The organism is Nonomuraea longispora, from assembly GCF_004348345.1.
Lineage (GTDB): Bacteria > Actinomycetota > Actinomycetes > Streptosporangiales > Streptosporangiaceae > Nonomuraea > Nonomuraea longispora.
On sequence record NZ_SMJZ01000001.1, the window covers coordinates 1 to 25,030 of the forward strand.

30 protein-coding genes, 1 tRNA gene and 1 pseudogene are annotated in these 25,030 nt (G+C 67.5%); 11 read left to right on the forward strand and 21 right to left on the reverse strand.

Translation table 11 applies throughout. The annotated features are described in order from the left end of the window. Nucleotides 1-299: 299 nt before the first annotated feature. Together E1267_RS00010 and E1267_RS00015 are read left to right on the forward strand one after the other, a co-directional pair. A complete protein-coding gene (locus E1267_RS00010; RefSeq protein ID WP_132328318.1) occupies nucleotides 300-845 on the forward strand; it encodes a hypothetical protein in 546 nt (181 codons plus the stop codon). A gap of 56 nt (nucleotides 846-901) precedes the next feature. Continuing rightward, nucleotides 902-974, forward strand: a tRNA-Arg gene (locus tag E1267_RS00015). Nucleotides 975-1,021: 47 nt separating this feature from the next. On the opposite strand, the gene E1267_RS45450 is transcribed toward E1267_RS00015, so the two are convergent. Continuing rightward, nucleotides 1,022-1,282: a site-specific integrase gene (locus tag E1267_RS45450; RefSeq protein ID WP_132328320.1), complete on the reverse strand. Its 261-nt coding sequence runs from the start codon at nucleotides 1,280-1,282 to the stop codon at nucleotides 1,022-1,024. A 394-nt stretch (nucleotides 1,283-1,676) separates the two neighbouring features. Here E1267_RS45450 and E1267_RS43950 point away from each other — a divergent pair, with 394 nt between their 5' ends. Next, a complete protein-coding gene (locus E1267_RS43950) occupies nucleotides 1,677-1,850 on the forward strand; it encodes a hypothetical protein (RefSeq protein ID WP_165959393.1) in 174 nt (57 codons plus the stop codon). Between the two features lie 68 nt (nucleotides 1,851-1,918). Then, a pseudogene (locus E1267_RS00030) lies at nucleotides 1,919-2,146 on the forward strand (IS30 family transposase); the annotation flags it as partial. Nucleotides 2,147-2,191: 45 nt separating this feature from the next. Here the strand turns inward: E1267_RS00030 and E1267_RS00035 are convergent. The 5 genes from E1267_RS00035 to E1267_RS00055 form a co-directional block, all read right to left on the reverse strand. Next, nucleotides 2,192-2,671 carry an AAA family ATPase gene (locus tag E1267_RS00035; protein ID WP_132328322.1) on the reverse strand — a complete coding sequence of 160 codons (480 nt, stop codon included), beginning with the start codon at nucleotides 2,669-2,671 and terminating at the stop codon, nucleotides 2,192-2,194. Nucleotides 2,672-2,890: 219 nt separating this feature from the next. Further along, nucleotides 2,891-4,027: an ATP-grasp peptide maturase system methyltransferase gene (gene tgmC, locus E1267_RS00040; RefSeq protein WP_165959394.1), complete on the reverse strand. Its 1,137-nt coding sequence runs from the start codon at nucleotides 4,025-4,027 to the stop codon at nucleotides 2,891-2,893. Next, nucleotides 4,024-5,001 carry an ATP-grasp ribosomal peptide maturase gene (gene tgmB, locus E1267_RS00045; RefSeq protein WP_132328326.1) on the reverse strand — a complete coding sequence of 326 codons (978 nt, stop codon included), beginning with the start codon at nucleotides 4,999-5,001 and terminating at the stop codon, nucleotides 4,024-4,026. The genes tgmC and tgmB overlap by 4 nt, the downstream gene beginning before the upstream one ends. A gap of 4 nt (nucleotides 5,002-5,005) precedes the next feature. Then, a complete protein-coding gene (tgmA, locus tag E1267_RS00050; RefSeq protein ID WP_132328328.1) occupies nucleotides 5,006-5,317 on the reverse strand; it encodes a putative ATP-grasp-modified RiPP in 312 nt (103 codons plus the stop codon). Then, nucleotides 5,314-5,889 carry a hypothetical protein gene (locus tag E1267_RS00055; protein ID WP_132328330.1) on the reverse strand — a complete coding sequence of 192 codons (576 nt, stop codon included), beginning with the start codon at nucleotides 5,887-5,889 and terminating at the stop codon, nucleotides 5,314-5,316. The genes tgmA and E1267_RS00055 overlap by 4 nt, the downstream gene beginning before the upstream one ends. Nucleotides 5,890-6,120: 231 nt before the next feature. Here E1267_RS00055 and E1267_RS00060 point away from each other — a divergent pair, with 231 nt between their 5' ends. Continuing rightward, nucleotides 6,121-7,356 carry a helix-turn-helix domain-containing protein gene (locus E1267_RS00060; protein ID WP_132328332.1) on the forward strand — a complete coding sequence of 412 codons (1,236 nt, stop codon included), beginning with the start codon at nucleotides 6,121-6,123 and terminating at the stop codon, nucleotides 7,354-7,356. A gap of 251 nt (nucleotides 7,357-7,607) precedes the next feature. On the opposite strand, the gene E1267_RS00065 is transcribed toward E1267_RS00060, so the two are convergent. Both E1267_RS00065 and E1267_RS00070 read right to left on the reverse strand, forming a co-directional pair. Next, complete coding sequence (locus E1267_RS00065) at nucleotides 7,608-8,045, reverse strand: SMI1/KNR4 family protein (RefSeq protein WP_132328334.1); 438 nt, start codon at nucleotides 8,043-8,045, stop codon at nucleotides 7,608-7,610. Between the two features lie 224 nt (nucleotides 8,046-8,269). Continuing rightward, a complete protein-coding gene (locus E1267_RS00070; RefSeq protein ID WP_132328336.1) occupies nucleotides 8,270-8,896 on the reverse strand; it encodes a TetR/AcrR family transcriptional regulator C-terminal domain-containing protein in 627 nt (208 codons plus the stop codon). A gap of 91 nt (nucleotides 8,897-8,987) precedes the next feature. On the opposite strand from E1267_RS00070, the gene E1267_RS00075 reads away from it, so the two are divergent. Then, nucleotides 8,988-9,656, forward strand: coding sequence for a DUF998 domain-containing protein (locus tag E1267_RS00075; RefSeq protein WP_132328338.1), 669 nt, complete (start codon nucleotides 8,988-8,990; stop codon nucleotides 9,654-9,656). Nucleotides 9,657-9,973: 317 nt separating this feature from the next. Here the strand turns inward: E1267_RS00075 and E1267_RS00080 are convergent, their stop codons facing one another. Then, the gene (locus E1267_RS00080; RefSeq protein ID WP_132328339.1) at nucleotides 9,974-10,516 is read right to left on the reverse strand and encodes a hypothetical protein; all 543 of its coding nucleotides are present in this window, start codon (nucleotides 10,514-10,516) and stop codon (nucleotides 9,974-9,976) included. Nucleotides 10,517-10,702: 186 nt separating this feature from the next. Between E1267_RS00080 and E1267_RS00085 the strand changes: the two genes are divergently transcribed. Then, nucleotides 10,703-11,023: a hypothetical protein gene (locus tag E1267_RS00085; RefSeq protein ID WP_246063294.1), complete on the forward strand. Its 321-nt coding sequence runs from the start codon at nucleotides 10,703-10,705 to the stop codon at nucleotides 11,021-11,023. A gap of 60 nt (nucleotides 11,024-11,083) precedes the next feature. Here the strand turns inward: E1267_RS00085 and E1267_RS00090 are convergent, their stop codons facing one another. Continuing rightward, entirely contained in the window at nucleotides 11,084-11,635 is a 552-nt protein-coding gene (locus E1267_RS00090; protein WP_246063295.1) for a GAF domain-containing protein, read from the reverse strand. A gap of 312 nt (nucleotides 11,636-11,947) precedes the next feature. Here E1267_RS00090 and E1267_RS00095 point away from each other — a divergent pair, with 312 nt between their 5' ends. Genes E1267_RS00095 through E1267_RS00110 form a run of 4 tightly spaced genes read left to right on the forward strand, consistent with a single transcriptional unit; the run spans nucleotide 11,948 to nucleotide 15,051 of the window. Beyond that, a complete protein-coding gene (locus E1267_RS00095; protein WP_165959395.1) occupies nucleotides 11,948-13,660 on the forward strand; it encodes a sensor histidine kinase in 1,713 nt (570 codons plus the stop codon). Between the two features lie 29 nt (nucleotides 13,661-13,689). Next, on the forward strand, nucleotides 13,690-14,121 hold the full coding sequence (locus E1267_RS00100; RefSeq protein ID WP_246063296.1) for a roadblock/LC7 domain-containing protein: 432 nt from the start codon (nucleotides 13,690-13,692) through the stop codon (nucleotides 14,119-14,121). 2 nt (nucleotides 14,122-14,123) lie between these two features. Beyond that, nucleotides 14,124-14,489, forward strand: a complete 366-nt coding sequence (locus tag E1267_RS00105) for a DUF742 domain-containing protein (protein WP_201760386.1) — start codon at nucleotides 14,124-14,126, stop codon at nucleotides 14,487-14,489. Next, nucleotides 14,470-15,051, forward strand: coding sequence for a GTP-binding protein (locus E1267_RS00110; protein WP_132328349.1), 582 nt, complete (start codon nucleotides 14,470-14,472; stop codon nucleotides 15,049-15,051). The genes E1267_RS00105 and E1267_RS00110 overlap by 20 nt, the downstream gene beginning before the upstream one ends. Before the next feature lie 98 nt (nucleotides 15,052-15,149). Here E1267_RS00110 and E1267_RS00115 read toward each other — a convergent pair whose 3' ends face one another. The 11 genes from E1267_RS00115 to E1267_RS00170 all read right to left on the reverse strand — a co-directional run bounded on the left by E1267_RS00115 (nucleotide 15,150) and on the right by E1267_RS00170 (nucleotide 24,680). After that, the gene (locus E1267_RS00115) at nucleotides 15,150-16,166 is read right to left on the reverse strand and encodes a DUF4331 family protein (RefSeq protein WP_132328350.1); all 1,017 of its coding nucleotides are present in this window, start codon (nucleotides 16,164-16,166) and stop codon (nucleotides 15,150-15,152) included. A gap of 26 nt (nucleotides 16,167-16,192) precedes the next feature. After that, a complete protein-coding gene (locus E1267_RS00120; RefSeq protein ID WP_132328352.1) occupies nucleotides 16,193-16,618 on the reverse strand; it encodes an ATP-binding protein in 426 nt (141 codons plus the stop codon). Between the two features lie 147 nt (nucleotides 16,619-16,765). Then, entirely contained in the window at nucleotides 16,766-18,592 is a 1,827-nt protein-coding gene (locus E1267_RS00125; protein ID WP_132328354.1) for a helix-turn-helix domain-containing protein, read from the reverse strand. 82 nt (nucleotides 18,593-18,674) lie between these two features. Next, nucleotides 18,675-19,115 carry a class I SAM-dependent methyltransferase gene (locus tag E1267_RS45460; RefSeq protein WP_220449281.1) on the reverse strand — a complete coding sequence of 147 codons (441 nt, stop codon included), beginning with the start codon at nucleotides 19,113-19,115 and terminating at the stop codon, nucleotides 18,675-18,677. Nucleotides 19,116-19,347: 232 nt separating this feature from the next. Next, nucleotides 19,348-20,331, reverse strand: coding sequence for an arginase family protein (locus tag E1267_RS00140; protein ID WP_132328356.1), 984 nt, complete (start codon nucleotides 20,329-20,331; stop codon nucleotides 19,348-19,350). A gap of 32 nt (nucleotides 20,332-20,363) precedes the next feature. Continuing rightward, entirely contained in the window at nucleotides 20,364-21,005 is a 642-nt protein-coding gene (locus tag E1267_RS00145; RefSeq protein ID WP_132328358.1) for an amino acid ABC transporter permease, read from the reverse strand. Nucleotides 21,006-21,007: 2 nt separating this feature from the next. Further along, entirely contained in the window at nucleotides 21,008-21,763 is a 756-nt protein-coding gene (locus E1267_RS00150) for an amino acid ABC transporter permease (protein WP_132328360.1), read from the reverse strand. A 3-nt stretch (nucleotides 21,764-21,766) separates the two neighbouring features. Beyond that, nucleotides 21,767-22,624, reverse strand: coding sequence for a transporter substrate-binding domain-containing protein (locus E1267_RS00155; protein ID WP_165959396.1), 858 nt, complete (start codon nucleotides 22,622-22,624; stop codon nucleotides 21,767-21,769). Between the two features lie 19 nt (nucleotides 22,625-22,643). Beyond that, nucleotides 22,644-23,378, reverse strand: coding sequence for an amino acid ABC transporter ATP-binding protein (locus E1267_RS00160; protein ID WP_181957719.1), 735 nt, complete (start codon nucleotides 23,376-23,378; stop codon nucleotides 22,644-22,646). Then, nucleotides 23,365-24,189 (reverse strand): FCD domain-containing protein, encoded by an 825-nt coding sequence (locus E1267_RS00165; RefSeq protein WP_132328364.1) that lies wholly within the window; start codon nucleotides 24,187-24,189, stop codon nucleotides 23,365-23,367. Before E1267_RS00165 ends, E1267_RS00160 begins: the two co-directional genes overlap by 14 nt. Nucleotides 24,190-24,290: 101 nt before the next feature. Further along, on the reverse strand, nucleotides 24,291-24,680 hold the full coding sequence (locus E1267_RS00170; RefSeq protein WP_220449282.1) for a hypothetical protein: 390 nt from the start codon (nucleotides 24,678-24,680) through the stop codon (nucleotides 24,291-24,293). Between the last annotated feature and the right edge of the window lie 350 nt (nucleotides 24,681-25,030).

The window sequence follows — 25,030 nt, forward strand, 5'->3', positions numbered from 1 at the left end:
GAGCCAGCAGCGGCGTCCGCCTGCGCACCAGCACGCCCGCGCAGGTCAAGGCCAGCGGCCCGACCATCCACCACTCGGGCAGGCCACGCTGGAAGTGCGCCCCGCCCGCGATCAGCACCAGCCCGATCGCGAACGCGAGCCCGGCACCCAACGCCACCCGTTTCATGTCCTCATCCCACCACCCTTCCGGCCCGGCCACCTCCTGCTGCGCGACGCTTGTGGATACACCCTTCGATGTATCCACAAGCTCGTTTCCGCTGACGATGCGCCATCCGGCCCCCTGCCCAACACTGGAACACGTGATTGTCGCCCTCATCGTCGGCTGCGAGATCGGCTTCTGGCTCCTGCTGGGACTCGGACTGGCCTGCCGCTACCTCTGGCACCGCCGTACCGTCGGCGCCGCCCTCCTGCTCGCCGTCCCCCTGCTGGACGTGATCCTCCTGGCGGCGGCCGTCATCGACATGCGCGGGGGCGCCACGGGCGACGTCCGGCACGGGCTGGCGGCGGCGTACCTGGCCTACTCGATCGTCTTCGGCCACCGCACCATCCGCTGGGCCGACGCCCGCTTCCACCACCGCTTCGCCGGCGGCCCAACACCCCCCAGACCACCGGCGGGCGGCATGGCCAGAGCCCGCTACGAGTGGACGCTGTGGCTGCGCATCGTTTTGGCGTACGGGATCGCCTGCGTGGTGCTGCTCGGACTCGTGTGGCTCGTCGACGACCCGGCGCGTACGGAGCCGCTGGTCGCTTTCATGGACGACCTGTTGAAAATACCGCTGATCGCCATACTCTGGCCGGTCAGCTACACGCTGTGGCCACGTAAGGTGGAGTCGGCAAGCTCATGATTGCGGCATGTGGTTCGAGGCACCCCCGACAACCCGCTATGCTGGTCTAGCAACGAGCGGCCGTAGCTCAATGGATAGAGCATCTGACTACGGATCAGAAGGTTACGGGTTCGACTCCTGTCGGCCGCGCACAGTTTGACCAGGGCGTCCTTTGATCGCAAGGGGCGCCGTGGCGTTCATGTAGCAACGGAGTCCACGTTGTCAGCCGTGCCACGGCGGATCTCGTCGAGGAAGTGCGTGTAGACGTCCGCAGTCGTGCTCTGCCGCGAATGCCTGAAAACACCTTGAATCGCCTTCAGGTCGGCGCCCTGGGCGAACATCAGCGACGCAGTCGCGTGCCAGCGCGCGGTGTGGATCGCGGCCGGCGCGGCGGCGACCGGCGGCGGCATCGTCGGGTCGATCGTTCGGCAGGTGGTGGGCGGATAGCCAGCTGCCATTTCGGTTGCGTCTTGATCGATGCGTCCATTTGGTCAAGCCACTTCGGCACCGGCAAGACCGGGAGCCTCTACCAGTGGGCCGATAGCTCCTCAAAAGCGTGGGCGCAGGGCGTCGGCAATCCGAGCTGGATCAGCATCGAGAACGAGCGCAAGAGCGGCGAGAAGCTGACCGATGCCCAGTTTGACCGCTGCGGCGGAGGTGCTCGCTCGGGCGCACTGTGGAGCACGGCGTGCCGCTCCAGGCGACCAGCGGCCCGGACAGGTTCGGCTGGGCCATCACGGCATGGGCGGCGCGGCGTGGGGCGGGCACACGGCATGTCCTGGCTCGCCCATCGTGGCGTAGAAGGCGGAGATCGTACGGCGGGCTCAGGCGCTCGCCGGAGAAGAGGATGACGTGGCACCCGAGGACGTCTGGCACAAGGCCCGGATCAAGCGGAAGAAGGGCACCAAGGGGGAGCGCGAGGTGTCGCCCGCGACCTTCCTCCAGGAGCTGGACACCGCGCTGGACGAGATTCACGGCAAGCTCGACGAACTGCTCGGCGAGGTGCGGACACTGCGTAAGTCGTGATCGACCTGTTGGCCCGGCTCTACCTGAAGCGTGCACGCGGCCAGACGGGCACGTGCGTCCCTGAGGAGGGGCAGCCCGTCTACTTCTGCGACCCGGCCAGCCCATGGCAGCGCGGTTCCAACGAGAACACGAACGGCCTGCTGCGTCAGTACTTCCCCAAGAGCACAGATTTGTCGGTCCACACCCGCGACGACCTCGACGCCGTCGCCGCCGAGCTGAACGCCCGACCTCGCAAGACGCTCGCGTGGGACACCCCGGCGGAACGCCTCGCAAGGCTCCTGGCGACCTGCGCCTAAACCCAGAAGCGGTGAGGCCGGAGCGCCTGGCCCTGCAACCCTTGATCACGGCGTCGTTTGCGCGAGTTCCTCAAGCTGCTGGACCACCTTGTCGATCGGCGCAGAAGCGTCAATCTCGAGAGTGGAGGTGGCCCTGAGCAACGGCTCCACGTTGGCCAGGTCGCGCAGGATGGCTTCACGTTCCTCAGGGCGCTTGCCGAAGGGGTTGTTGGTGCGTGTCGCGATGCGGGCAAGCATGATGTCAACGGGAGCGCTGAGCAGGACGACGTGGTCGAACTGCGGGTAGAACCGACCCTGATTGGATTTGCAGCCAGCCACGAAGAGGGCGCCCTCACGGTGGTTGGCGAGCAGGTCGCTGATGGCCGGCTCCCGCCACACCCAATCAGTGGATCCGTCCGGCAGAGTCACCCAGTGGCTCCACTGGTCGATGTCAGTATCGACGGCGCGATGACCCCGGGCCGCCAGCATCTCTAACGCCGTGGACTTGCCGGTGCCCGACATCCCCGTGACCAAGATCTTCGCCATCAGCCGAGACTACCCAGCCACCCCGATCTCGGTCAGCTTCATGCCACCCACGTTGGTGATCTGCTGACCTCCGCCCCCGAGAGCTTCCGCAATCCCCAGTTGTGGCGACTGCGGAAACCCACTCGGCTCGCTAGGCTGGCCGCCGCCAGTAAGTGATCATCGTGTTGCGACGACCCCTCGAATGCGCCGTGTGGGCGGGGGCCATTCGTCATGCCCGGGTCAGGTCGGCAGGTCCCACTGAAGGTTGTCGCGGCCGCTCGCGTCCAGTGACACCCACTGCCGCTCGGGTGTCACGGTCAGCATGAAGGCCGATTGGTGGGGTTTCCCTGTGTCGAGCCACGCCGTGAGGGCCTGCTCCGCGTCATCCCACAGGCGGACCGGCCCGTGCTGGTGGACAAGCCAGCGGCCGGTGTCGGCGGGCCTGACGTCGGCGTGGGAGCCGCTGCCGGGGTCGTCCAGTGTCAGCACGTTCCCGGCCCAAGCATGTTGCGCTTGCGGGACGGCGAGCTGGGCCACGAAAAGAGCCTCGTCGTCATTCAGCAGGGACGGATCCACACGCGTGTAGCTGACGTCCCCGACGCCGAGCTCGACGGTGTCCAGGGGTGGAGCGGCGTGCGGCCTGGCCGGCATGAAGTACACGTTGTGGGTCAGGAACCGCCCGGCCGCGGTGCCGTCCTCCGCCACCTGGAGGTGCGCGAACGCAGCCCCGCCGGTCCAGCCGAGCATCGGCGTGGTGATCGTCCCTCCCGGGCGGACCTGCTCAACCCATGCGCGCGGGATCGTCCGGACGGCGCAGGTGGCGATCAGTCGGTCGTAGGGGGCGTTGCGGGGGTGACCGTTCAGCCCGTCGCCCTCGATGAGCGTGGGCAGGTAGCCGGCGATCGTGAGCGCCGTCTTCGCCCGGTCGGCGACCACTGCGTCGCACTCGAGGGAGGTGATGGCGCTGGCGCCGAGCCGGTGGCACATGAGCGCCGTGGAGTAGCCGGTGCCGGTGCCGACCTCCAGCACCTTGTCACCCTCGGAGATCTCGGAAGCCTCCAGCATCCGCACGACGAGGCTGGGCAGGGTAGACGACGACGTCGGCCGTTTTATGGGCACGGGCCCGGGCGCGGCGTCCTCAGCCATGACGCCGGCGACCTGGGTCACCCACGTTGTGTCGGCGTAGACGAGGGTCAGCCACTCCGTCCGGGTCATCTCCGACCGGCAGATGGGCGTCCACCCCTCGGCGTCGTCACGGTAGAGGGCGTCGCCGACGAACAGTTCGCGCGGCACCGCCTCGACCGTTCTCCTCCAGCCAGCGGATCCGCCGATGGTGGCAGCGAGGTCAGCGCGCAGTTTCGCGGCCAGGTCGTTCATCCGGCCCATCCTTCCAGGAGAGCGTCTGCGAAAGCGGAAGCGATCGTGTCGGAGTCGGGCAGCCATCCCCACTGCCCGTTCGGGTTGCACTCGACGAACGTCCATCGGCGACCGGTCGGGGATTCCTGGAGGGCGAAGTCGAAACAGCCGAAGACCAGCCCGAACGTGTCGAGGTAGCGGCGGGCCGCAATTTGGATGTCCAGTGGTACCTGGACGGTAGTGTGGTTGAGTTTCGCCCAGTCGGAGGAGCGCCAGTCGAGCGCGCCGTCCGGTGTGGTGATCTCGTGTGCGAATACCCGGTTGGCGACCACGGTCACGCGGGCGTCGCTCGTCTTGGGGATCTCAGCCTGGAACAGGTGGGCGGTGATGGCCAGCGATTCGTCCACGTCGGCCGGGTCGATGCGCTGCGTCCAGATCGCCGCCACCTCGCCGCCCGGCACCGAGGGGACACCGCGCAGCGACTTGTAGACGATGGGGCCATGCTCGGCAGCGAACGCGCGGACCGCGTCGGGTTCGTTGGTGATCAGCGTGGCGGACACGTCGAACCCGGCGTCGACGGCGGCCTGGAGCTGGGCCGGCTTCACCTCTGCCCGCTCGTTCGCGGTGGGGTGGTTGACGTACCGGCGGGCGGGCAGGGACGCTAGCAGCCCTTTCAGGCCGTGCCTGGCCTCGGCCATGGCGAACTCCCGCGCCTGCGGCTCCAAGCCGTTGAAGCGCCACAGCGACGGGCGGCGGTGGTAGATCGAGCGCACATCGTCGAGGGCGATGTGCCGGCTCAGCGTGCGCAGCTGGCCCGCCCAGCGGCCCGGCTGGCCGGCCCCGATCTGGGCGGTGAGCACCAGATCGGGGCCGATGTCAGCGGGATCCACCCGGGCAACCCTCGCGCCCCGCTCGTTCAGCTGGGTGATGACCAGGTTGGCAGTGACGTCTTCCTCGCATGTGATCACCAGGACGGTGCCCGGGGAGGCTCTCACAGCTCTAGTCCTTCTCGATGTCGTTGGGTGAGTCGTCGGCCACTTGCGGCGCGTTCTTCCCGCCGTCGTGCGGGCGGGACATCGACACGGTCGCAAAGGACCTGCTGGTCCCGCCGGCCGTGATGTCGACCGGGTGCCCGTGCTCGTCGAGGAACACGGTCACCTGAGTGACGGGGTCAAGCCAAGTCTCAACCCACGGCAGAGGCTCCTCCGGCAGGTGCGGTGTCGCGCGGGTCAAGCCCCATGGCTTTGAGGGTGACAGGGTCGTCATCTTGATACCTCCGTTGTGGGTGGATGGGTGGGTGGTGCTGGTCATGTGGCCAGCGAGGACCCCGACGTCCGTCGACTACAGACGTGTGCCTCCGCTAGGGCGCGCCACGCCTGGGCAGCCCGGCCATAGATCCCTCGGCTGGTCTCCTCATAGGCGCTGTTCTTGGTCCAGCGCAGGACGAAGTATTCGCCGCCCTCTGAGGCCAGCTCGTATTCGCCGCAGCAGGATGTTTCGTGGATGCGGAGGCGTGAGCCTCGCGGGGTGTGCGATTCCCAGGTGTGCATGGTGGTCACTTCCGGTGGCGCGGCGGCGGGACCGGTCGAATGGATACACCACCGCCGCGCCGGCTCTCTGGTGGAACCCCCGGCCCGCCGCGCCGCACCTGACAGCGGCGGGCCGGGGGCTAATAGGACCGGGCGTACAGTGTGCAGCAGTGCGGTCTGCCAGCCCAGGGTGGCGGCGAGCGCGATCGCGTCCTCCCGCCGGATCGTCCGCGAGACTCCGGCCGCCACCAACTCCGGCGTGACCGGCTGGCGCAGTTCGGCGATCCACCAGAGCACCCCCGATGGGTCGCCCTGGTGGCCGATGTCCCACGTCGGGTAGGTGTTGCGCAGCACGGACAGTTGGTGTCCCCGCTAGTCGAGGCAGGAGCGCCGCCTGCGCCACGACACGGCGGGCGTTCTGGTCGGCGGCTTCAACGAGGGCGTGTGGCTCGGCGTACGTCATCGGGTGTCTCCGAGTGCTGTCGCTGGTCGAGGTGACGCGGTTACGGTGAAGCATGTTCCGGGTGACGCTCGTCACACGAGGGGTTGCCTGGACGGGGCAACAGGCAACCGTGAGAGGCAACCATGGCCTTTGGGGAGCAGCTGCGACACTGGCGCGAGCGGCGCAAGGTGTCGCTGTCGGTACTCGCGCAGGCCACCCACTACTCCAAGGGCTACCTGAGCCGAGTTGAGCGGCGGCAACGCAGTCCGGAACGGCTGCTCGCCGAGCTCGCCGATGACGTCCTCGGAGCCGACGGAAGGCTCATCGAATCGTGGGTGAGCGAATTCGGGCCGCAGCCTATGCTGGGGGCAAGCGCAGGGGGTGAGGCAACGAAACGGCGCACGTTCCTCAAGAGCGCGAGCACGGCGCTGGTCACGGGCGGCCTGGCCGAGCTGGACCGAAACACCGATGCGGTCGCGCGATTGCGTGATGCGCTCATCCCGAACGCTCCCGCCGAGTCGGCCGGGATGGCGTTGCCGAAGTTCTCTCGTGCCGTGACCCGGGCGCGCCGAGACTTCACCGCGGCCCGGTACGCGGGCCTGGCCGACGATCTCGCCGAGCTGATCCCCATTGCCCGCGCCGCCACCGAACCGGCCGGGCAGACGCTGGCCGCCCAGGTGTACCACCTTGCCGCCCGGACCCTCATCAAGCTGTCCGCCCCGCCATACGCTTGGGTGGCCGCCCATCAGGGCGAGCAGGCAGCCACCGCCAGCGCCGACCTGAGGGCGATCGCCGAGGCCCGCCGGAATATGGTCAGCCTGTTCCACCGCGCCGCCGACTACGGCAAGGCCCGCGACCTCACCGCCCGCGCCGCCGACATGTTGCGGACGCAGCTGGCAGGCGCGGCGCCTCAGGCGTGGGGCGCGTACGGGGCGCTCATGTCCACCGGCGCCATCGCGGCCGCGCGGATGGAGGACCGGCACAGCGCGCTCGCCATGCTGGAGGAGGCGACGGACGCGGCGGCCAAGGCCCCCGCGCTGGTGCTTTCGGCCGGCCACGTGGTCACGTATCGGATCGGAGTGTCCATCGTGCTCGGGGACGCCGGGATGGCGATCGAACACGCCCGTAGCATCTCGCCCGACGACATCCCGACGGTGGAGCGGCGGGCCTCGTACTACACGGGCGTGGCTGAGGCGTACACGCTGTGGGGAAAGACCGATCGGGCGGTTCGCGCGCTGCTCGTCGCGGAGAAGATCGCGCCCGCCGAGGTGCGGCGGTCGGGCCCGCGCCGGGTCATCGAGGACCTGTTGCATCAGGACCTGCACAGCAACCTGTCAGGGCTGAGGGCGCTCGCGCGGCGTGCCTCCGTCGCTCTGTAGCCCTCGCGTGTACGGCTGCGCGTGGGCTGCGCACGCCGCGCGTTTTGATCTTGGCCTGAGGGGGCCACGGCCGCCATGAGGCGGGGGCCACGGGATCAAGGAAGCTCGGGCCGGTCCCTCACCTCGTACCGCTGCCGCTCGTCGTCGTACGGGCCGATCACGCCCGCCTCGGACAGCCGCTTCATCTGCTTCTGGAACCACGACCGCGAGACGCCGGGCGGACGCCAGCCCGAGGCTCCTGGACTACACCGTCACCTGTACCACTCGTCACCGTCCGAGCCGGCCCGACGCTCCAGATAATCCTTCAGCGACCCAGCAACCCTCTTACGATCATCAGTCTCATGATCCCACACGAACACATCGTCACGCGCTACCGGGACCCGGACATACGCGAACTGGTCTCCGCCGCCGTTGTCCCCCACGAACATGAGCTGGTCGAAAGACATGTATAGCCGCGCGAAGTCGGCACTGCGCCGAAACGCCTCGTTCTCCTCGATGATCTGCTGCACGGACCACACCAGCCCAGATCCATACTCATCCTGGACCCCGTTGGTTCCTCGCAGAAAATCTCGCAATTCGACTGGCACTTCTTGACCCAAGCGCCGCTGAATCTGATCGATTTCTTCATCGGAAGCAGGCGTAGCGAACTGCGCACCGTCGTACAGCCGACCGATCAGATCATTCCACACGACAGAACCTCACCGTCTGCGGCAAATAGAGATCATGATAGACGGACCGCACGGTGGCCATTGCCGGCCCGAGCTCATGACGGTTCCCGCACGGATACGACCACCACCCAGGGTTTGCCCGTGGCATGACAATCCAGGAACGCGACTCCACCGAACCCGGGCGATTCATGCCGACCACGGCCATGGATGATCACGGACGCTTGTGGATGGAGCGTTCACCGGCGTCACCTGGCCGAGGAAGTGTCTCCGTGGTTTCGGAGGCCGGCCTCGATGCCGTCGAGAAGGAGGGTGAGCCCGTCCTCGAAGGCGGCGGATCCATCCGGCGGGCCGCCGTCGCGGATGGCGGCCAGCAGCGTGGGGGTCTCCCGGGCTTGGTCAAGGCCACCTGGTGGGGGCTCGTCCCGCTGGTGACGCGCCTGTTCCTCCAGGACGAAGCCGGTGATGTAGGAGCCGAGTGTGGTGATGGCGCGCATCGCCTGTACGGGGCTGAAGCCCTGGAGCACCAGCGCGTGGAGCTCTCGATCGAACGTGGCGGCGATGTCGTGACCCGGGCTGGTTCCGGCTATGAGGCGGGCGCCGTCGCGATGGGACAGCAGGATGTCGCGGCGCTCCCGGGCCCGGCGAGCGAGCCAGTCGCGCCACTTCTCCCCCTCGCGCGGCGGCCCGAGATCCTGGCGCGCCTGAATGTGGCGGGCCAACTCGTCGAGGAGTTCCTGCTTGTTGCGGAAGTGCCAGTAGAGGGCAGGGGACTTGACCTGTAGACGGGCGGCCAGCCGGCGCGTCGTGAGCTCGTCGAGCCCGACCTCCTCCAGCAGCTCCAGCGCTGCCCTGATGATCGTCGTTCGATTCACGTCGTGTCTCGGTCTCCTGCCACATTTGACTCCTTATCAACGATAAGGCATCGTGGCGTCGCCAAGGATTTATCACTGATAAGGAGAAGGTGTGCCGCACACGCGTTCCACCCGGTTTCTGCTGGCCTGCGGCCTGGTCGTCTCGGTACTGTTCGTGGGGGTGATCCTCGTTGACGGTGCGATCCGACCTGGGTATGAGCCCTTGCACCGCTTCGGCAGCGAGCTCTCCCTGGGCGAGCGAGGATGGGTGCAGATCGCCAATTTCGTCGTCAACGGGCTACTCGTCCTCGGGTTCGCCCTCGGTCTACGGCGCGTGATGCGCGACGGGCGCGGATCGACGGCCGCCCCCGTACTCGCGGCCGTCTTCGGGATGTGCCTGATCGTGGGCGGCGTCTTCGTCACCGACCCCAAGCCCGGCTATCCCGTGGGCAGCGCCGGAACGGCCGAGCCGACGGTGCACGGCCTGATCCATGACGGCAATCCCATTCCGTTCTACCTGTCACTGATCGCGCTCATGTGTGTGATGGCCTGGCGCTTCGCGGCCGAGCCTGGGGGGCGGCCCTGGATGTGGTTCTGCGTCGCCAGCGTGATCGCGGTGCCGGTGACCTTCGTGATTGCCGCGGGTCTGTACGACGCCGAGAGCCAGACCGGGACGTACCACGGGCTCTGGCAGCGCATCAACCTGGCCATCAGCCTGGGCTGGTTCGGGGTGATCGCGGCGGTGTCCCTGCACGGGCGTGTCAATAGTGGTGTGGGTTGATTGCCGAGCGCTCCGGCTCGTCTCCGCCCGTTATGCGGCCTCCGTGTCATGCGCTGACTCGGCCGGAATGGCGGCGACCTCGACGGTCACGCCCTACTGCCGCATGAGCGTATCCGCGAGGTTCACGATGCGATAGACGGTGGCCCTCAACACGGTGGGCGACATGGCTTTTCTCCAGGGAGCCGAGACGGTTGACCGCCTCCGAGATTCGCTTGCACCACCTACGGCTGAAAGGGCCGTCATTTGGTTCGCCGGTATTTAAGGGATCTCCAGGCTCAAATTAATCAATATGTACGATATCGACCAGCGTAGCGGGCTCACCGAAGTGCGAAGAGTCGCAGTAATGCCGCTTGCTCCGGGCTGATGGGAAGCAGCGAGCTTCTTGCCCCCGGATAAATCTCAGCCGCCTCCCACTGCGCGGCCCGGACGCTGGAGGCGACTCCGATCTCTACTCCGCGCGCACGGAGCTCCCCCAGCAACTGCTCAGCGTCGAACACGTACACCGACTCGATACACCGGGGACGAGTGCCGCCTCGGGACGAAGCCGCCGGTGAGGCGGGCCCCGCCAGGACGAGGTAGTAGTCCGGATTCGTCCGGACGCCGAGGTCCAGCAGGCCCTCGCGCCTGAGGTACCACTTCACGTTGACGCTCCGGCCACGCAGCGGGCCACACGTGAACCGACCGTCGACCGCGGTGGCCGTGGCGGATGACTCCAACTCGATGCGGAAAATGCGCGCCGCGATCCATTCGCCCAGGTGCCCCGCGGTCATGGGACGATCAATGATCGCTGCGATCTGCTGGTCGATGCCGTTCCGCTCCCTCAACAACGCGGCGATCTGTTCCACGTCGACGTCGCTCATGCCGCCCCAGCCTTCCACCGCCGGGTGTCCGCCCACCAGAAAACCGGAGAGCCGGCGTCCCGCTCACGTCAGGGCCGGAGGATGGCTTCCATGTCTTGGAGGGCGGCCAGGACGTCGGCGAGTTGGTCGCGCTCGGCTCGGGAGAGGTGATCGCGCCCGTCCGTGTCGCACGGCAGGATGGGCGTCATGTTGGAGATCAACTTACTGACCGAGTCCGACCGCGACCGCTGGGAGTGGCTGGCTCGGGACAAGGACACGTACTTCGAGCTCGAACGCAGCGACGACGACTACGAACGGACCTGGAGACGGCTGCTCGACGACGAGCAGGTACGCGGGATCGGCGCCCGGCAGGACGGCAGAATGGTCGGCATCGCGCACTACCTCTACTGGAACACGTTGGAAGACGCCCCGGCTCGCGGGCTGTACGACAAGGTGGGCCGGCTCCACCAGGGGCTCATCCTGTACACCTACCGGCGTGACGCAAACCTGGCCTCCACCCAGCGCTGAGGAGGGGGCGGGCCCGACGACGGCCGGCCGGTGGGGGTGCGGTCGGCGGGCGCACTGGTTCTAGGACGCGGCCTCGTCCCGGTGGTATCCGGGGCTCTGCGGCAGACGAGCACGCTGGTGGATTCTCTCCACCAGTTCGGCGGCCCGGGCCTTGATGAACGCGACCCCCTCCGTGCCCCAGTCGTGGGGCTTGGTGTCCACGACGCAGATGGTGCCCAGGGTCTCCGTCCCGTCGATCAGTGGGGCGCCCAGGTAGGCGCGGATCCCGATCTCGTCCACGACCGGATTGTTGGCGAACAAGTGGTAGTCCATCACTTCGTCCAACGCCATCGCGTGTTTCCTCGTCACCACGTACATGCAGTAACCGTGGTCGCAGGCCATGGTCCGGAACGGATCCGTTTCGGGGTCGACGTTCCGGTCGCGCGAGGAAGGATACAGACCGGCGAAATACTGCCGTTCGGGGCCGATGATGTTGACCATGGAGAAGGGTGCGTCAAGCTCCTGGGCCAGGGCTCGCGCGAACTCGTCGAACTCAGGGTCAGGCTCCTCCCGGATGCCCAGTTCCTCCAGCCGGGCAGCGCGGCGGTGCGCGTCCTCGTCTACGGGAGTCACTAGGCGAAAGGTGGAGGGAAGACTCATCACAGGCTCCTGTCTGCTTATCTGGCCGTTCCTGTCTGGGATGGCGGCCATCCGCTCGGAGGATAGCAAGGTGGTCAGAAGCGGGCGGCAGCCAGCAAATCGGTCGCGTCAAGCTCCGCGACCTCGGTGACGGCCCGAAGGGCAGTGCGAGCGAGGCCGTGCCCGGGTAGTTGGAGCGCCGTATTACACCGGAGCCCCGGTGGACAAGACAGTGACGGCGGTACGTCACGTCACCTCAAATCCCGAATGAACCGATAGTGTGCTCCTGACTCGTTATGGTGACCGTTGTCCCCCGATCACCCCGTGTACCAAGGACGCTTGATGTCTGCGCCTTCCTTGCCTTCCACCGCCCCCGAACGCCAAGATGCCGGAGGCCGTGGCAGGCCACGCGGCCGCGGTAAACGTCGTCCGCTCAACGTTCGTGCCTTCCACCTGTGGGCGTCCGTTCTGCCAGCGGCTTTGATGGCCGGACTTGGGCTGGCCGCGGTGACGGTGTTGATCCTGACCAGTCCTTCGTCACCGCAGGCTTGGCCGACACTGGCGGTCATGGCGGGGGGAATGGTGGCCATCATGTGTGTCGCCGTGGTCGTAGCGGATAAGGGGGCGCAGCGGGAGCACCAGATTTCTGACCGTTCGGCCGCCCGTTTCCGAGAAGTGGAGACACGACTCGCGAGCCTGGGGTTCCTGGTTTCTCGCGGACGGCAGGAGCTGCAACGCCTGGCAGAGCGGATCGCCGCCGGCGAGGTTCCCGCACGACGCGGCGTCGACTTCCAGCCCTTGGCGGCCGGCGGCTCCATCAAGCAGCTTGAGGCCGAAATCCAGGAGGCCCAGAACGAGGCCTGGAACGCGGTCATCAACGCGGCCGGCCGGAAGTCGAACAACCGTCCCGCGCACCAGCCCGTCGAGGTCTTCGTCAACCTCGCCCTGCGCATGCAGTCACTGTCTCATCGGGCGATGCGGGGACTCGACGAGCTGGAGAACCAGGTCGAGGATCCGGAGCTGCTCAAGGGCCTGTTCAAGGTCGACCACCTCAGTACTCGCCTGCGCCGGCAGGCCGAGAGCCTCGCCGTGATCGGCGGGGCCGTGCCGAGGCGCCAGTGGAGCAGGCCGGTGGCCACGTACGAGATCCTGCGCTCGGCCATCGCCGAGGTCGAGTACTTCAGCCGCGTCAAAGTGGTGCCGCCGGTCGAGGGAGCCCTGGACGGCGCCGCGGCCGCGGACGTCATCCATCTGCTCGCCGAACTCGTCGAGAACGCCACCAAGTTCTCTCCGCCGCACACGCAGGTGCTTCTTCACGCGGAGACCGTGACCGCCGGTTTGGCCGTCGAGATCGAGGACCGCGGCCTCGGCATGTCGCGGGACACCCAGCGCCGGCTGAACGACATTCTCGCCGCTCCGGAACGAACGGACGTCGACGAACTGGTGCGGGACGGCCGTATCGGACTGCTCGTGGTGTCCGCCCTCTCACGCCGGCACAAGATCGTGGTCAGGCTGCAGACCAACATCTACGGCGGCACCCAGACCATCGTGGTGATCCCCAACGAGTTGATCAATACAGAGTCCCAGGAGCCCGTGTCACGGCAGCCGGCCTCGCCCGAGCCGTCCGACCGTTCGACCGCCGTGCCGGCCAGTACGCCAGGCTCGCTCTTCTCCCCGAAGTCGTCCTCCGCTCCCCAGCAGGACGCCGCGTTGCCTGCCCCCGGCGCCCGCCCTGACGTCCCGCCGGAGCCCCGGCGGAAGCAGAGCGCCGGCCCGCCCGCCCGGCAAATGGAGAAGCGGCCCGACGCCGGCCCTCCGCGAGGCGCCGGCCAACGCCCGGAACTGCCGAAACGTCGCCCTCAGACGAACATGGCGCCCGGGCTCCGCAACGCTCCCGCGCTCCTGGACGACGATACGGATCTCAACCTCGATCACGGGCTGATGGCGTCATTCATGAAGGGGATGCGCAGTGGGCAGGACGAAGACACGAGAGACGAGACTGGAAACTCCAGTCTGTAGATCACCCCACGGTTAGAAGGAGAATCCTGTTGAGCCCCGTCTCTTCGAACACGAACCAAGATCTTGCCTGGCTGCTCAAGGGCTTAGCTCAAGAGGTCCCTGCCATTCGTGGCAGTGTGCTGTTGTCCTCCGACGGGCTGGTGAAAGCCACCCACGGTCTCGACCGCGACAGTTCGGAATACCTCGCGGCCCTCGCGTCCGGCCTTTTCTCCATGGCACGGAGCGCCAGCGACAAATTCGACGGCGCGAGTGAAGTCCGGCAGGTGGTGACCGAACTCAAGTCGAGCCGGCTGTTCATCGCGTGGGCCGGCCACAATTCGGTCATCGCGGTGCTGGCCGGAGAAGACGCGGATCCGGGCGTCGTGGGTTTCGAGATGGCCCGGCTGATCAAGGCCGTCCGTCCCTTCCTGCACACCGCGCCCCGCCCACCGGCGACAGGTTCCGGCGACAGGACCCGATGAACATGGCCGGTGACGACGAAGTATGGCTTGACGACGAAGCAGGCCCCCTGATCCGCCCTTACACGGTCAACTCGGGGCGCACCCGCCCGACCGTGGAGATGGATCTGCTCTCGTTGGTGGTCACCACGGGCAAGCCCAGCCCGGACGTCGATCCGGAACACGTCAAGGTCATCGGCCTGTGCCAGACGCCGCTCTCGGTCGTCGAGGTGGCGGCGCACCTCCGGCTTCCCGTGATGGTCACCAAGGTTCTCCTCTCGGACCTGGTGGACTGCGGAGCCATTGTCATCTGGGCATCGTCCACTTCGTCCAGCCACGTCACCGACCGCGTTCTCCTGGAGAAGTTGCTCGATGGTCTACAACGAATCTGAGATGCTGGCCATCCAGGTGAAAATTCTGATCGCCGGTGGATTCGGCGTCGGAAAGACGACCTTCGTGGGCTCGACGAGCGAGATCGAGCCGCTGAACACCGAAGAGTTGATCACTGCGGCCAGCATGGGCATCGACAACCTCAGCAGGACGGTGGACAAGTCCACGACCACAGTCGCCTTCGACTTCGGCCGGCTCACCATCCCGCAGCACAACATCGTGCTCTATCTGTTCGGAACCCCCGGGCAGGAGCGTTTCTGGTTCATGTGGGATGAGCTGTCCGCGGGTGCGCTCGGGGCCATTGTCCTGGCGGACACCCGGCGGCTTCAGGAGAGTTTCGCCGCCATCGATTTCTTCGAGAATCGCGGCATCCGGTTCCTGGTCGCGGTCAACGTGTTCGACGACGCGTTCCCCTACGAACCGGACGAGGTGCGAGCCGCACTCGAACTCGACTCGCAGGTGCCGATCGTCTTGTGCGACGCCCGCGACCGCCGGTCCGCGATGTCGGTGCTCCGGACGTTGATCCAGTATCTCCTCGCCGCCGCGTCCGCTTATTCCGCCTGATACGCGACGGCCGGCGATCGGTTCCGGCACGCGCGGTGGCGTCCTTCGCCGAAACCGACCACCTGTTCGTCACGGCCGTTCGACGACCGGGATGTGGATCATGATTGTGGCAAGGGCAGGGAGAGGTACGGGAAGTCCGCGCGAAGCGTCCCAGTGGCCGATCCGGGGTCGAGGCCCATGTCGATCGGCGTGTTGAGCACCAACCTGAACATGACTTCCGGCGTGCAGTCCGTCAGGTTGCGGCCGTTACGCCTGTCGACGGTGAACTCCGCCGCGGTGCCGATCTCGTACCGCAAAATATCGGGAAAAAGCAGGTCGCGAACATGGCGACCATGGCCGGCGGGGTCCGGGTGCGTGCCCATGGCGCCGACCACGTCCGCGGTCAGCTTCTCCACCAGGGCCCCGTAGATGGCGTGGTCCTGCACCGGCTGGGTGGTGTTGTATTCGCTGGAGCGTTCGGTGTCGTCCGGGTTGAAGATGGTGTTGACCAGCGGCTGCGCGCAACGGTTGATCTGACGCCAGCCGCCGGCGTCGGTCGGCAGCACGCTCGTCCCCCAGAAGCCGATGGAGCTCGTCCCGAGCGCGCCGTCGGGGACCTCGATCACAATGGCGCTGACGTTGGTGCCGCTGAAGACGTTCGCCGCGTTGTGGCGGTCCCAGCCGCCCAGGTCGGGTGGCGTGCCCGTGGCGACGGCCTTCACGACGGCCGTGACGACCGAGCCTTCGATGAAGAAGGGGTCCCCGGCCAGCCCGGCCCAGACGCGTACGCCGTCCTTGCCGGTGATCTCCTCCTCGGTCCGCCCCGAGGCCACGCTCACCCCGGCCGCGTAACGGTCGCGCGCGTCCAGGCCGTCGAGCCGGCGCAGGTCGATCGTCTGCCTGCCGTCGGCTTCGCGGGCGCCGAAGGTGGCCCGGAAGGTGATGTCGTGGACCGCGTCGCCGTCCACATCGATGTTGAACTCGTACAGTGCCTCAGGGTGAAAGCCGTCCGTCCCGGACAGCGGGTTCACATTGATGACGAAGACGGTGCCCGAGGTTCCTCGGAAAAGGTAGACATCGCTGATGTCAAGACGCTTGTCCTGACGGGCGAGTGGCGAGTCGAGATGGTGCGACATGAAGCTCCTTGAAAAGGGCCGATCATTTACCATGGGTGCGAGATCCGCTGGGTCCACCAGACGACCTTGCCGAATCCCGATACGGCCGCCCTGGAGCCCCAGTCCATTGCCAGGGCGTCCACAATGGCCAGCCCGCGATGGTGCTCGTCGTCGTGCGCGGCCGGGATCAACCGGGGCGGCCGGGGGTCGGGATCGGAGATCTCGAAGCGCAGCGTGTCCCGCGACAAGCTGACGCGAAGGCGGACGAGACACCCTCTGCGCAGCTCAGGGCGCACATGCGTGGCGGCGTTGGTGACCACTTCCGAGGTGATGAGCTTCGCTTCGTCAATCGTCTCGGCGAACACTCCCCAGAGCGAGAGAGTGTTTTCCACCATGCGACGTACGGCGCTCGGCTTGAAGTCGTCCAGATGCCACTCGCAGGACGCCGTCCGCGCCTTTGTCCGCTGCATCATCCGCCACCACTGAATTCGGGACACGCGATTGCTTGTTATGGCGTGTCCGATGTTAGGGCGAGCGGCGGGGGTGCTCCGGTTTCTTTCTGCACAGTGATGCGGTCAGCCGGTTTCATGCTGCTGAGTCAACGTCGGCCAATGGCTCTGTCAGGACGGCCCGACCGAATCGAGGATGCGGAGGGCGAGCACGGCGTCGTGCCGCGCGGAAGGCCCATTGAGCAAGGACCGGGAGAGAATTCCTTCCACGCGGACCAGCCGCTTGCGCACGGCCGGCACGGTCAGTCCCAGCATCGACGCGGTCGCGTCCAGCCGGGCATTGCTCCTCAGCCAGGTCCGCAACGTCTCGAAAAGGCACGGGTCACTTTCCTTCAGAGGGGTGAGGTACGACTCCGCCCAGTGGAACACCGCGGGAGTGCCGAGGAGCGCGTCCAGCGTCACATCGCCGGATTCGTCGTTGCCGGGCCGCGACGGCTGAGCGAGGAGGCGTAGCGCGAGCTGCGTTTCCGCCTGGACGGCGAGATCGTTCAGGTCACAGCCCAGAAGCCGCTCGATATGGCGCAACCGGGCGGACAGCGTGTTGCGGTGGATCTTCAGCTGGCGCGTCGCCGCGTTGAAGAAGGCGAGCCACGACGTGAGAGTCTCCTTGAGCTCCTCGGCGTCGGGATCTTGCGGGCGTTCGGGCCGGTGACCCAGCAGGCGGCTCAGCGACCTGGCCGCCCACCGGTGGCCACGCGCTCCCAGCAGCGACGCTATGTCCTCGCGCGAACTGTACGTCGCGCACCGTGCGTCGATCCCCCTGGCCACCGCGAGCGCGTGAAAGGCCTGCTGGTATCCGGCCGCGATGTCGCGCAGCCGCACGAGCCTCCCGGCTCCGGCGTAGCACCCGGGGTTGCTCGCGACCAGGGAGCGCAACGCCTGGTCCAGCGGGTTGTCCTGCGAGTCGCCCGGGGCCAGGATGATGAGGTGGCCGACATAGACGGGACAGGCCACGATCCACGCCCGTCCCCCGGTGGCCTCGGCGCACGTCCTCGCGTAGTCGGCTCTGCGGTTCGCCGGGGACTCCACGATGTAGACGCGGGTGGGATCGGGAAGCCGCCCTGGCAGAGCTCCGGCGACCCGTTTCGCCGACTGGACCTGGCCGAGCATGAGCAGGTGCAGGACCGCCTCGCGGCTGTGCGACTCGGCCTGCTCGACCTGGCGCGAGTGCCGGCCGAGCTCTTCCATCCGCCACCGCAGCCACAGCAGGCCCGCAGCGTCGGACACCAGGCTCCGGACGTCCGAGGAGAAGGGTTCGTCCCTGGCGACGATGAGAACCGGGTTCGGCTCCTGGCTGCCGATGGACATGATGTGGGCGACCTGCGTACCCAGGCTGATCGCGGCGGACCGGGTCTGCTTGGTGATGACGCGGCGGATGTCCTTCTCCGCCCGGGAGAAGATCTCCTCCGAGGACCTCGGGTGGGCGTACAACGGAGAACCGGAAGGGTCGACCAGCATCGCGTGCCCGGAGATCTGCCGGGCGAGCCATCGCAGGAGACGGCTCAGTCCGTCCGGCCGCAGCGCGATGCGCTGCATCGCCTTCAACTGGTCGGTACGCTCGTGCAGCTCGCGCCGCTGTTCCCGACGGATGACCGGGTGGATTCCGGCGCAGAAGTGGGGAGCGTCGTCCAACGCGATGAGCAGCGGGACGCCGTGCTCCCTGGCGGCCGGAAGCGACGCGGACAGCACGTCGTCCTCGACGGCTCCCGCGAGGACCACTCCGGCGGCGCTTTCCACGGCCGGCCAGTCGATGCCCGCCCCGGCCGGCAGGACGAGCAGCACGTCGTTCAGCGCGTGAACCCGCGCCCCCGCGCCGGCCGCCCACATCCCCTCGGCGACCGCCGCCACCGGCCTGCCGCCATGCCGGACCGCGTCCTCAGGGTCAACGAACCGCAGGCCCAGGCCGGGCCGGCTCACCAGACCACTGAGAGTCGGCATGCATGCTCCTCTCCGGCGCCGGCGGAGGACCGGCTCGTGCGATCGCCTCCCGCGCCGGGGCAAACCACACCCTTGTGCTTGATCACACAAAAGTAGCGCGATCAGGGTGAAGGGATACAGCGATGTGCCAGGAGCGCAACCTCGCGCGCCGGGCCTTTCTCGGGCCGGACACGCTGTACGGAGTCTCCGACGCCACGGAGTTCCGGCACAACGCGGTCATGGAGCTGCGGGCCACGCTCGGGGAGCGGCACGACGTGCAGGGTCGCGCCGGCGAGCCGGAGGAGGGGATCGCGGTGTGCCGCTCGCGTGCCGGGTAGAGGCGCTCGCGCAGGTCGATGACCTCGGGGAAGTCGACGTCGTACCAGTGCACGCCGGGGCCGGGGCCGACGCGGTGGGCGCGGGTGTCCATGCCGCATCCCAGGTGCAGCACGATCGCCGCGGGGTGTTCGGCGAGGAAGTCGCGGGTCCAGTCGTCCAGGTGCCTGGCACGCATGGCGACGGTCACGGCGTCGCCGCGTTTCATGCCGACCTTGGTGAAGCGGTGTCGATGGCGCGTACCGCTTCGAGTGCCACCGTGTCTCCCAGGATGGGGGTGGGCGACTCGGCGTCGACGGCCCGGCCGTACAGAGTGGCGAGCATGGTGGCCTTCTCACCACTCAGCTGCACTTTTGCATGTACGTCACGCTACGCCCGTCAGTCGTCACCGGGGACCATACGGGGACATATCGGCTCATGTCCCCGTATGGCCCGATGTGTCAGGACAGGCGGCCCTTACGTCGCAGGTAGCCGGGGTTCTCGACCGCGCGGGCCATGGTCTCGATGGCCAGCTGGGCGCCCAGTTGCGAGGTGACGTTGGAGGCCACGTCCAGCATCGGATTGATCTCCACGACGTCGAAGCCGACGAGCTCGTGCTCGCGGACGATCGCGAAGATCGTCTGGCGGAGCTCCTCGTACGACATGCCGTCGGCCTCGGCGGAGGCGCACCCCGGCACGAGCGGCATGTCGAGCACGTCGATGTCCACGCTGACGTACACCTTCCTGCCCTTGGGCAGGGTCGTGAGCACGTGCTCGACGCCGGCCTTCCTGAAGCCCTTCATGGTGAACACGTCGTTGCCGTTGGCGCGGCTCTCGGCGAGGTCGTCCTGGGCTGCGCGCATGCCGCGGCTGCCGATCTGCACGATCTTCTCGACGTTCGGCAGCTTCCCGATCTTCAGCATGGGACTGCCGTTGCCGTACTGGGCTCCGTGGATGAAGGGGCGGTAGTCGAGATGCGCGTCGAAGTGCACGACGCAGATCGGCTCCTCGTAGGCGCGTACGACGCCGTAGGTGACCGAGTGCTCGCCGCCGAGGACGATGGGGACGGCCCCGGCCTCCAGGATCTGCGCGGTGCTGTGGGTGATGTTCTTGAAGGTCTGTTCGGGGTTGGAGTAAATGATGTCGACGTCGCCGCAGTCCACGATGCGCTCGTTGGCGGTTTCGTACTCCAGGTAGCGCCTGTCCTCCTCGATGTCGAAATATCCGGACCTGGCCTGCATGCGGCCGTAGCCCGCGTACCGTACCGACTGCTCCCGGATCGCCCGCGGCGCCATCCGCGCGCCCGGGTACCAGGGCGCGCCCTCGTCGTTGGGCACCCCCAGGATGGCCAGGTCGGCATCGAGCCGCGAGAGGTCGCTCACGATGGGCGACCGCTGGAAGGTCGGGATGCCAACGAACGGAAGGTTGAGCCGTAGATCCGACATGATGCGTGATATTCCTTCTTGTTGGTGGTGCGTCAGGCGTCCAGTCGCAGCTCAAGACGGCGAGCGAAGCGGCTGAGGCCGTAGTTGAGGACGAAGTAGCAGACGGCGGCGAAGCCGAGCACCGCGAACGGCTCGGTGAGCAGCCGGGAGTTGGTGACCTCGACCCGGTGGAAGAACTCGAAGACGCCGATGATCGACACCAGCGATGTGTCCTTGATCAGCTTGATGAACTCCGACACCAGCGCCGGAGCCATGCGGCGCAGCGCCTGGGGCAGCACCACGTCGCGCATCGTGATCGCCTGGGACAGGCCGCAGGCGCGGGCGGCCTCCCATTGCCCGCGCGGCACGGACGCGATGCCCGCGTGCACGATCTCCGCCAGATAGGCGCTGGTGAACACGCCCAGCGCGACCACGCCCGCCCAGAACGGGGTGAGGTCGAAGCCGAGATCGGACAGGACGAAATAGCAGTAGAGGATGAAGACGATCAGCGGCGCGCTGCGGATGAGCTGGATGTAGCCGATCGCCGGCCACCGGACGAGCCGTGAGCGGGCCGAGCGCATCGCGCCCACCAGCACGCCGAGCACGGCGCTCAGCACGATGGCCAGCACCGCGAGCTTCGCCGTCTCCCAGAGGCCGGCCAGCATGAACGGAAGGTTGTCGGTGATCGCGCCCATGGTCACGACTCCAACGCCGGTGTCGGGGCCGCGGTCCTGACGCCCGGCCGGACTCTGGTCAGCATGCCGCGGACGACGAGAGCCAGCAGCGCGGACTCGGCCAGGCAGATCACGACGAAGATGACGAGTGCGGCGGTGTACGCCTCGAACGCGGCGAAGGTGGCCGATTCGATCTGCTGGGCCTGGAAGACGACGTCGGTGACGCCGATGGCCATGACCACGGAGGTGTTCTTGGTGGCGCTGATGTACTGGTTGCCGATCGCGGGGAACGCCAGCGCGAACGCCTGCGGCAGCACCACCGCGCGCATCGCCGCCCAGTAGCCGAGGCCGCCGGCCCTGGCCGCCTCCAGTTGCCCTCTGGGCACCGACTGGATCCCGCTGCGCAGCGCCTCCGCGACGTACGCCGAGGTGTAGATGGTCAGGCCGAGCAGCCCGGCGAGGAACTGGTTGGAGTACACCGGATTCAGCGGCGCGGCGGCGGCCCTGACGAGGTCCAGGCTGAACATGCCGAAGCTCCAGAAGACCAGTTGCACGAGCAGCGGCACGTTACGGAAGAACTCGACGTAGGCGGACAGCAACCAGCGCAGCGGCGCGAGCGCGGGCGCGGTGGACACCCGGCCGAGCGCCACCAGCGTGCCCACCACCGTGGAGCCGATGATGGCGAGCACGGCGAGTTGCAGGCTCACCCAGGCGCCGTGCAGCAGGAAGCTCCTGCCGGGATCGTCGAGCACCACGCTCCAGCTGAGGTCGTTGAACATGGCTCACGACCCCGAGGGAAGGACGCGGATCTTGTACGGCTCGGGCAGCACCTTGCCCCACCACTTGGTGTAGATGCGGTCGTAGGCGCCGTCCTCGGCCATGCCCATCAGCGCGGCGTTGACCTCGTCGCGCAGAGCGGCGTCACCCTGGCGGAACCCCATGGCGAGCGGTCCCTGAGCGATCCCCGGGCTGACGATCTTGACCTTCTCGCCCGCCTTGTCGGCGGCCGACTTCAGGCCGGTGAGAATGCCGACCGTGGTGCTGACGGCGTCGGCGTCGCCGCGCAGCAGCGACTGCAGGGCCGTGGGCCAGGACTGGAAGCTGAGGATCTTCGCGCCCGGCGCCTTGTCCCGCAGCACACTCTCCTCCGTGGAGCCCTGGACCAGCGCCACGGTTCTGCCGTCGAGCTGGCCTACACCGGTGATCTCGGAGTCGCCGCGCACCATCAGGCGCTGGTCGTCCTCGAAGTACGGCTCGGAGAAGTCGATCGCCTTGTCGCGCGCCCGAGTCGCGATCATGGTCGCGGTGATCACGTCGATCTTTCCGCTGTCCAGGTTGGCCACCCGGTTCTTCGGGTTGACCTCGACGAACCTCGGCCTTACCTTCAGCCGCTCGGCGACCTCCGTGGCGAGATCGATCTCGAAGCCCTCCGGCTCGGTCGCGCCCTGCCCGATCGATCCGAACGGCGGGGTGTCGAACTTGACCCCGAACACGATCTCCCCGCGTTTCCTGATCTTTTCGAGCGAGTTCACCCCGGTGCCGCCCTTGGTCCCCGCCACCGGGGACAGTCCCGCCCTGGGGCGGTCGCCGCAGGCGGTGAGCAGCAGCAGCGCGAGCGCCAGGCACACGACCCGTTTCATCCGTACAGACACCTCTTCGTCAGATATGTGTGACCCGGCGCAGGAACTCCTGGGCCCTCTCGGTCGACGGGCTGGCGAAGAAGTCATCGGGCGCGGCGCTCTCCACGACGCGCCCGGCGTCCATGAACACGACCCGGTCGGCCACCTTGCGCGCGAAACCCATCTCGTGCGTGACCACGACCATGGTCATCCCGCTGCCGGCCAGGTCGACCATGACCTCCAGGACCTCCTGGATCATTTCCGGGTCCAGGGCGCTGGTCGGCTCGTCGAACAGCATGATCGCGGGGTCCATGGCCAGGGCGCGGGCGATCGCCACCCGCTGCTGCTGCCCGCCGGAGAGCTGCGTGGGCAGGCTGTCGGCCTTCTCCGGTATGCCGACCCGTTCCAGCAGTGCCATCGCCCGGCGGCGGGCCGCGTCCTTGGGAAGCTTCTTCACCCTGACGGGGGCGAGCATGATGTTCTGTGCCACCGTCATGTGCGGGTACAGGTTGAAGTGCTGGAAGACGAACCCCACTCCGCTGCGCAGCTCGTTCAGGTTCGTGGCCCTGTCGTGTGGATCGCGGCCGTTGACCACGATCGTGCCGCCGGAGACGTCCTCCAGGGCGTTGATGCAGCGCAGCAGCGTGCTCTTGCCCGAACCCGACGGGCCGAGCAGGACCACCACCTCTCCTTCGGTGACCGACAGGTCGATGCCGTTCAGCACCGCGAGGTCGCCGTACGACTTCCGTACGCCGGTGAACTCAATGATCGGCATCCGGCTCCAGCCCTCCGTGCGTGTCGTGTCCGGTAGGTCCGGGCATGCCCCAGGTCAGCAGCCGCTCGACGATGGGGGCGGTCTCTTCGGTGAGGAAGCGGCCGGCCTCGTCCAGCAGCCGATCCATGTGGGCGCGCATCGCCTCCTCCGCCGCGTCCGGCCGACCCACGCCGATCGCGTCGGCGATCCGCTGGTGCTCGACGACCGTGACCTCGCCGGAGCGGTGCGAGTCGAGCACGACGTCCAGGGCCGCCTCCAGACGGTCCAGCGCCGGATCGAGAACGACGTCGAGCATGGCCTTGACGATGGGATTGCGGGTGCACCTGGCCACCCGGCGATGGAAGGTCAGCGCGATGTCGCGCGGCACCTCGTGCACGTCGGCGTAGTGCCTGCCGTGCCGCTCGACCAGCAGGGTGAGCGCCTGCGCCGAGGACCTGTGGTCCTGACAGAGCGCCGCCTCCCTGGCCGCCTCCGGCTCCACCGTCCGCCGTGCGCGCAGCAGGTCGATCAGTCCTTCCGACGTACGCACCTGCGTGCCTTCCAGGAACCGGGTGGCGGTGGTCCGCCCGCGCAACACGACGGCGACGTGCTGGCGGCCGGCCGAGGTGAGCATCCTGCCCTTGGTTCCCGCGGCCACGGTGAGCCCGCGCCGGTCCAGCAGCCGCAGCCGCCGGGCGACGGTGGCCTCGCTGATGTCCAGGCCGGTGCCCTGCTTGAGCACCTGCAGCACCTGCCGCGCGCCCAACGGCTCCGGCGCTCCTGCGAGCACCTCGAGGATGGCGTCAGCCGAGCGTTCCTCCACCTTCACCACACCACTCCCACCGGCGCACTGCTAACCTGTCCGTTAAGACCGTTTTGCGACTATTTGCCGTGTTGGGACATCAGTCAAATCTGACGGACGTCCGTCATGGGTTACAGGAATGGCACTTTTCGGTAAAGGTTGGGTTGCGTCCTGGGCCCCGAACGACCGCCGCGAACGGCCCGTCGCCTACAGCGGTCGCACCAGATCGAGATCCTCGCGTCCAGCACCTCGCCGTGCCCGGCCCGCCGCGCCGCCGCCTCGACCTGCGCGAAGAGGCGCCGCAGGGAGTTGGCATAGGCGTCGAGCCATTCGCCGCAGTCGCGGAACGCCTCGCCGGCGCCGAGCCGCGCCTTGGCCGCCAGGATGCGGGCGATGTCCGCCGTCGAGCCGGTCGAGCACGACCGTGGCGCGGGCGAGGGCGTAGCACTCGTGAGTACGAGCCCGACAACGGCGGGATCGGCGGCGGCGAGTTCGACGAACGCCTGGTAGCTCATGGACATCCTGGCCTCGACGATACGGGTGCGGGAGTGCGAGGACCGCTACCGGAACCGTACGCGAGTAATCCGGATCCTCACCCTGAGTGAAGGCTCCGGAAATCATTTATCGCAGCCCGCGTAACCGTTTGGGCGGAAAGCATTCGCATGGTGATCGTGCGTGATGGTTTCGGCCGTCACGAATCGCCGGCCGAGTGAAAGTTTCACCGGTTCACAAACCATCCTGACCTGGTGACATGCCATTGTCCGCGAACCGCGTGACGACATCGGAAAAATCCCACTGATACGAAAGCGTCCGGCCGACGAATACCGGGCGCGCGGTTCAGGGAGACATGACCAACGGCGACGTCACGGGG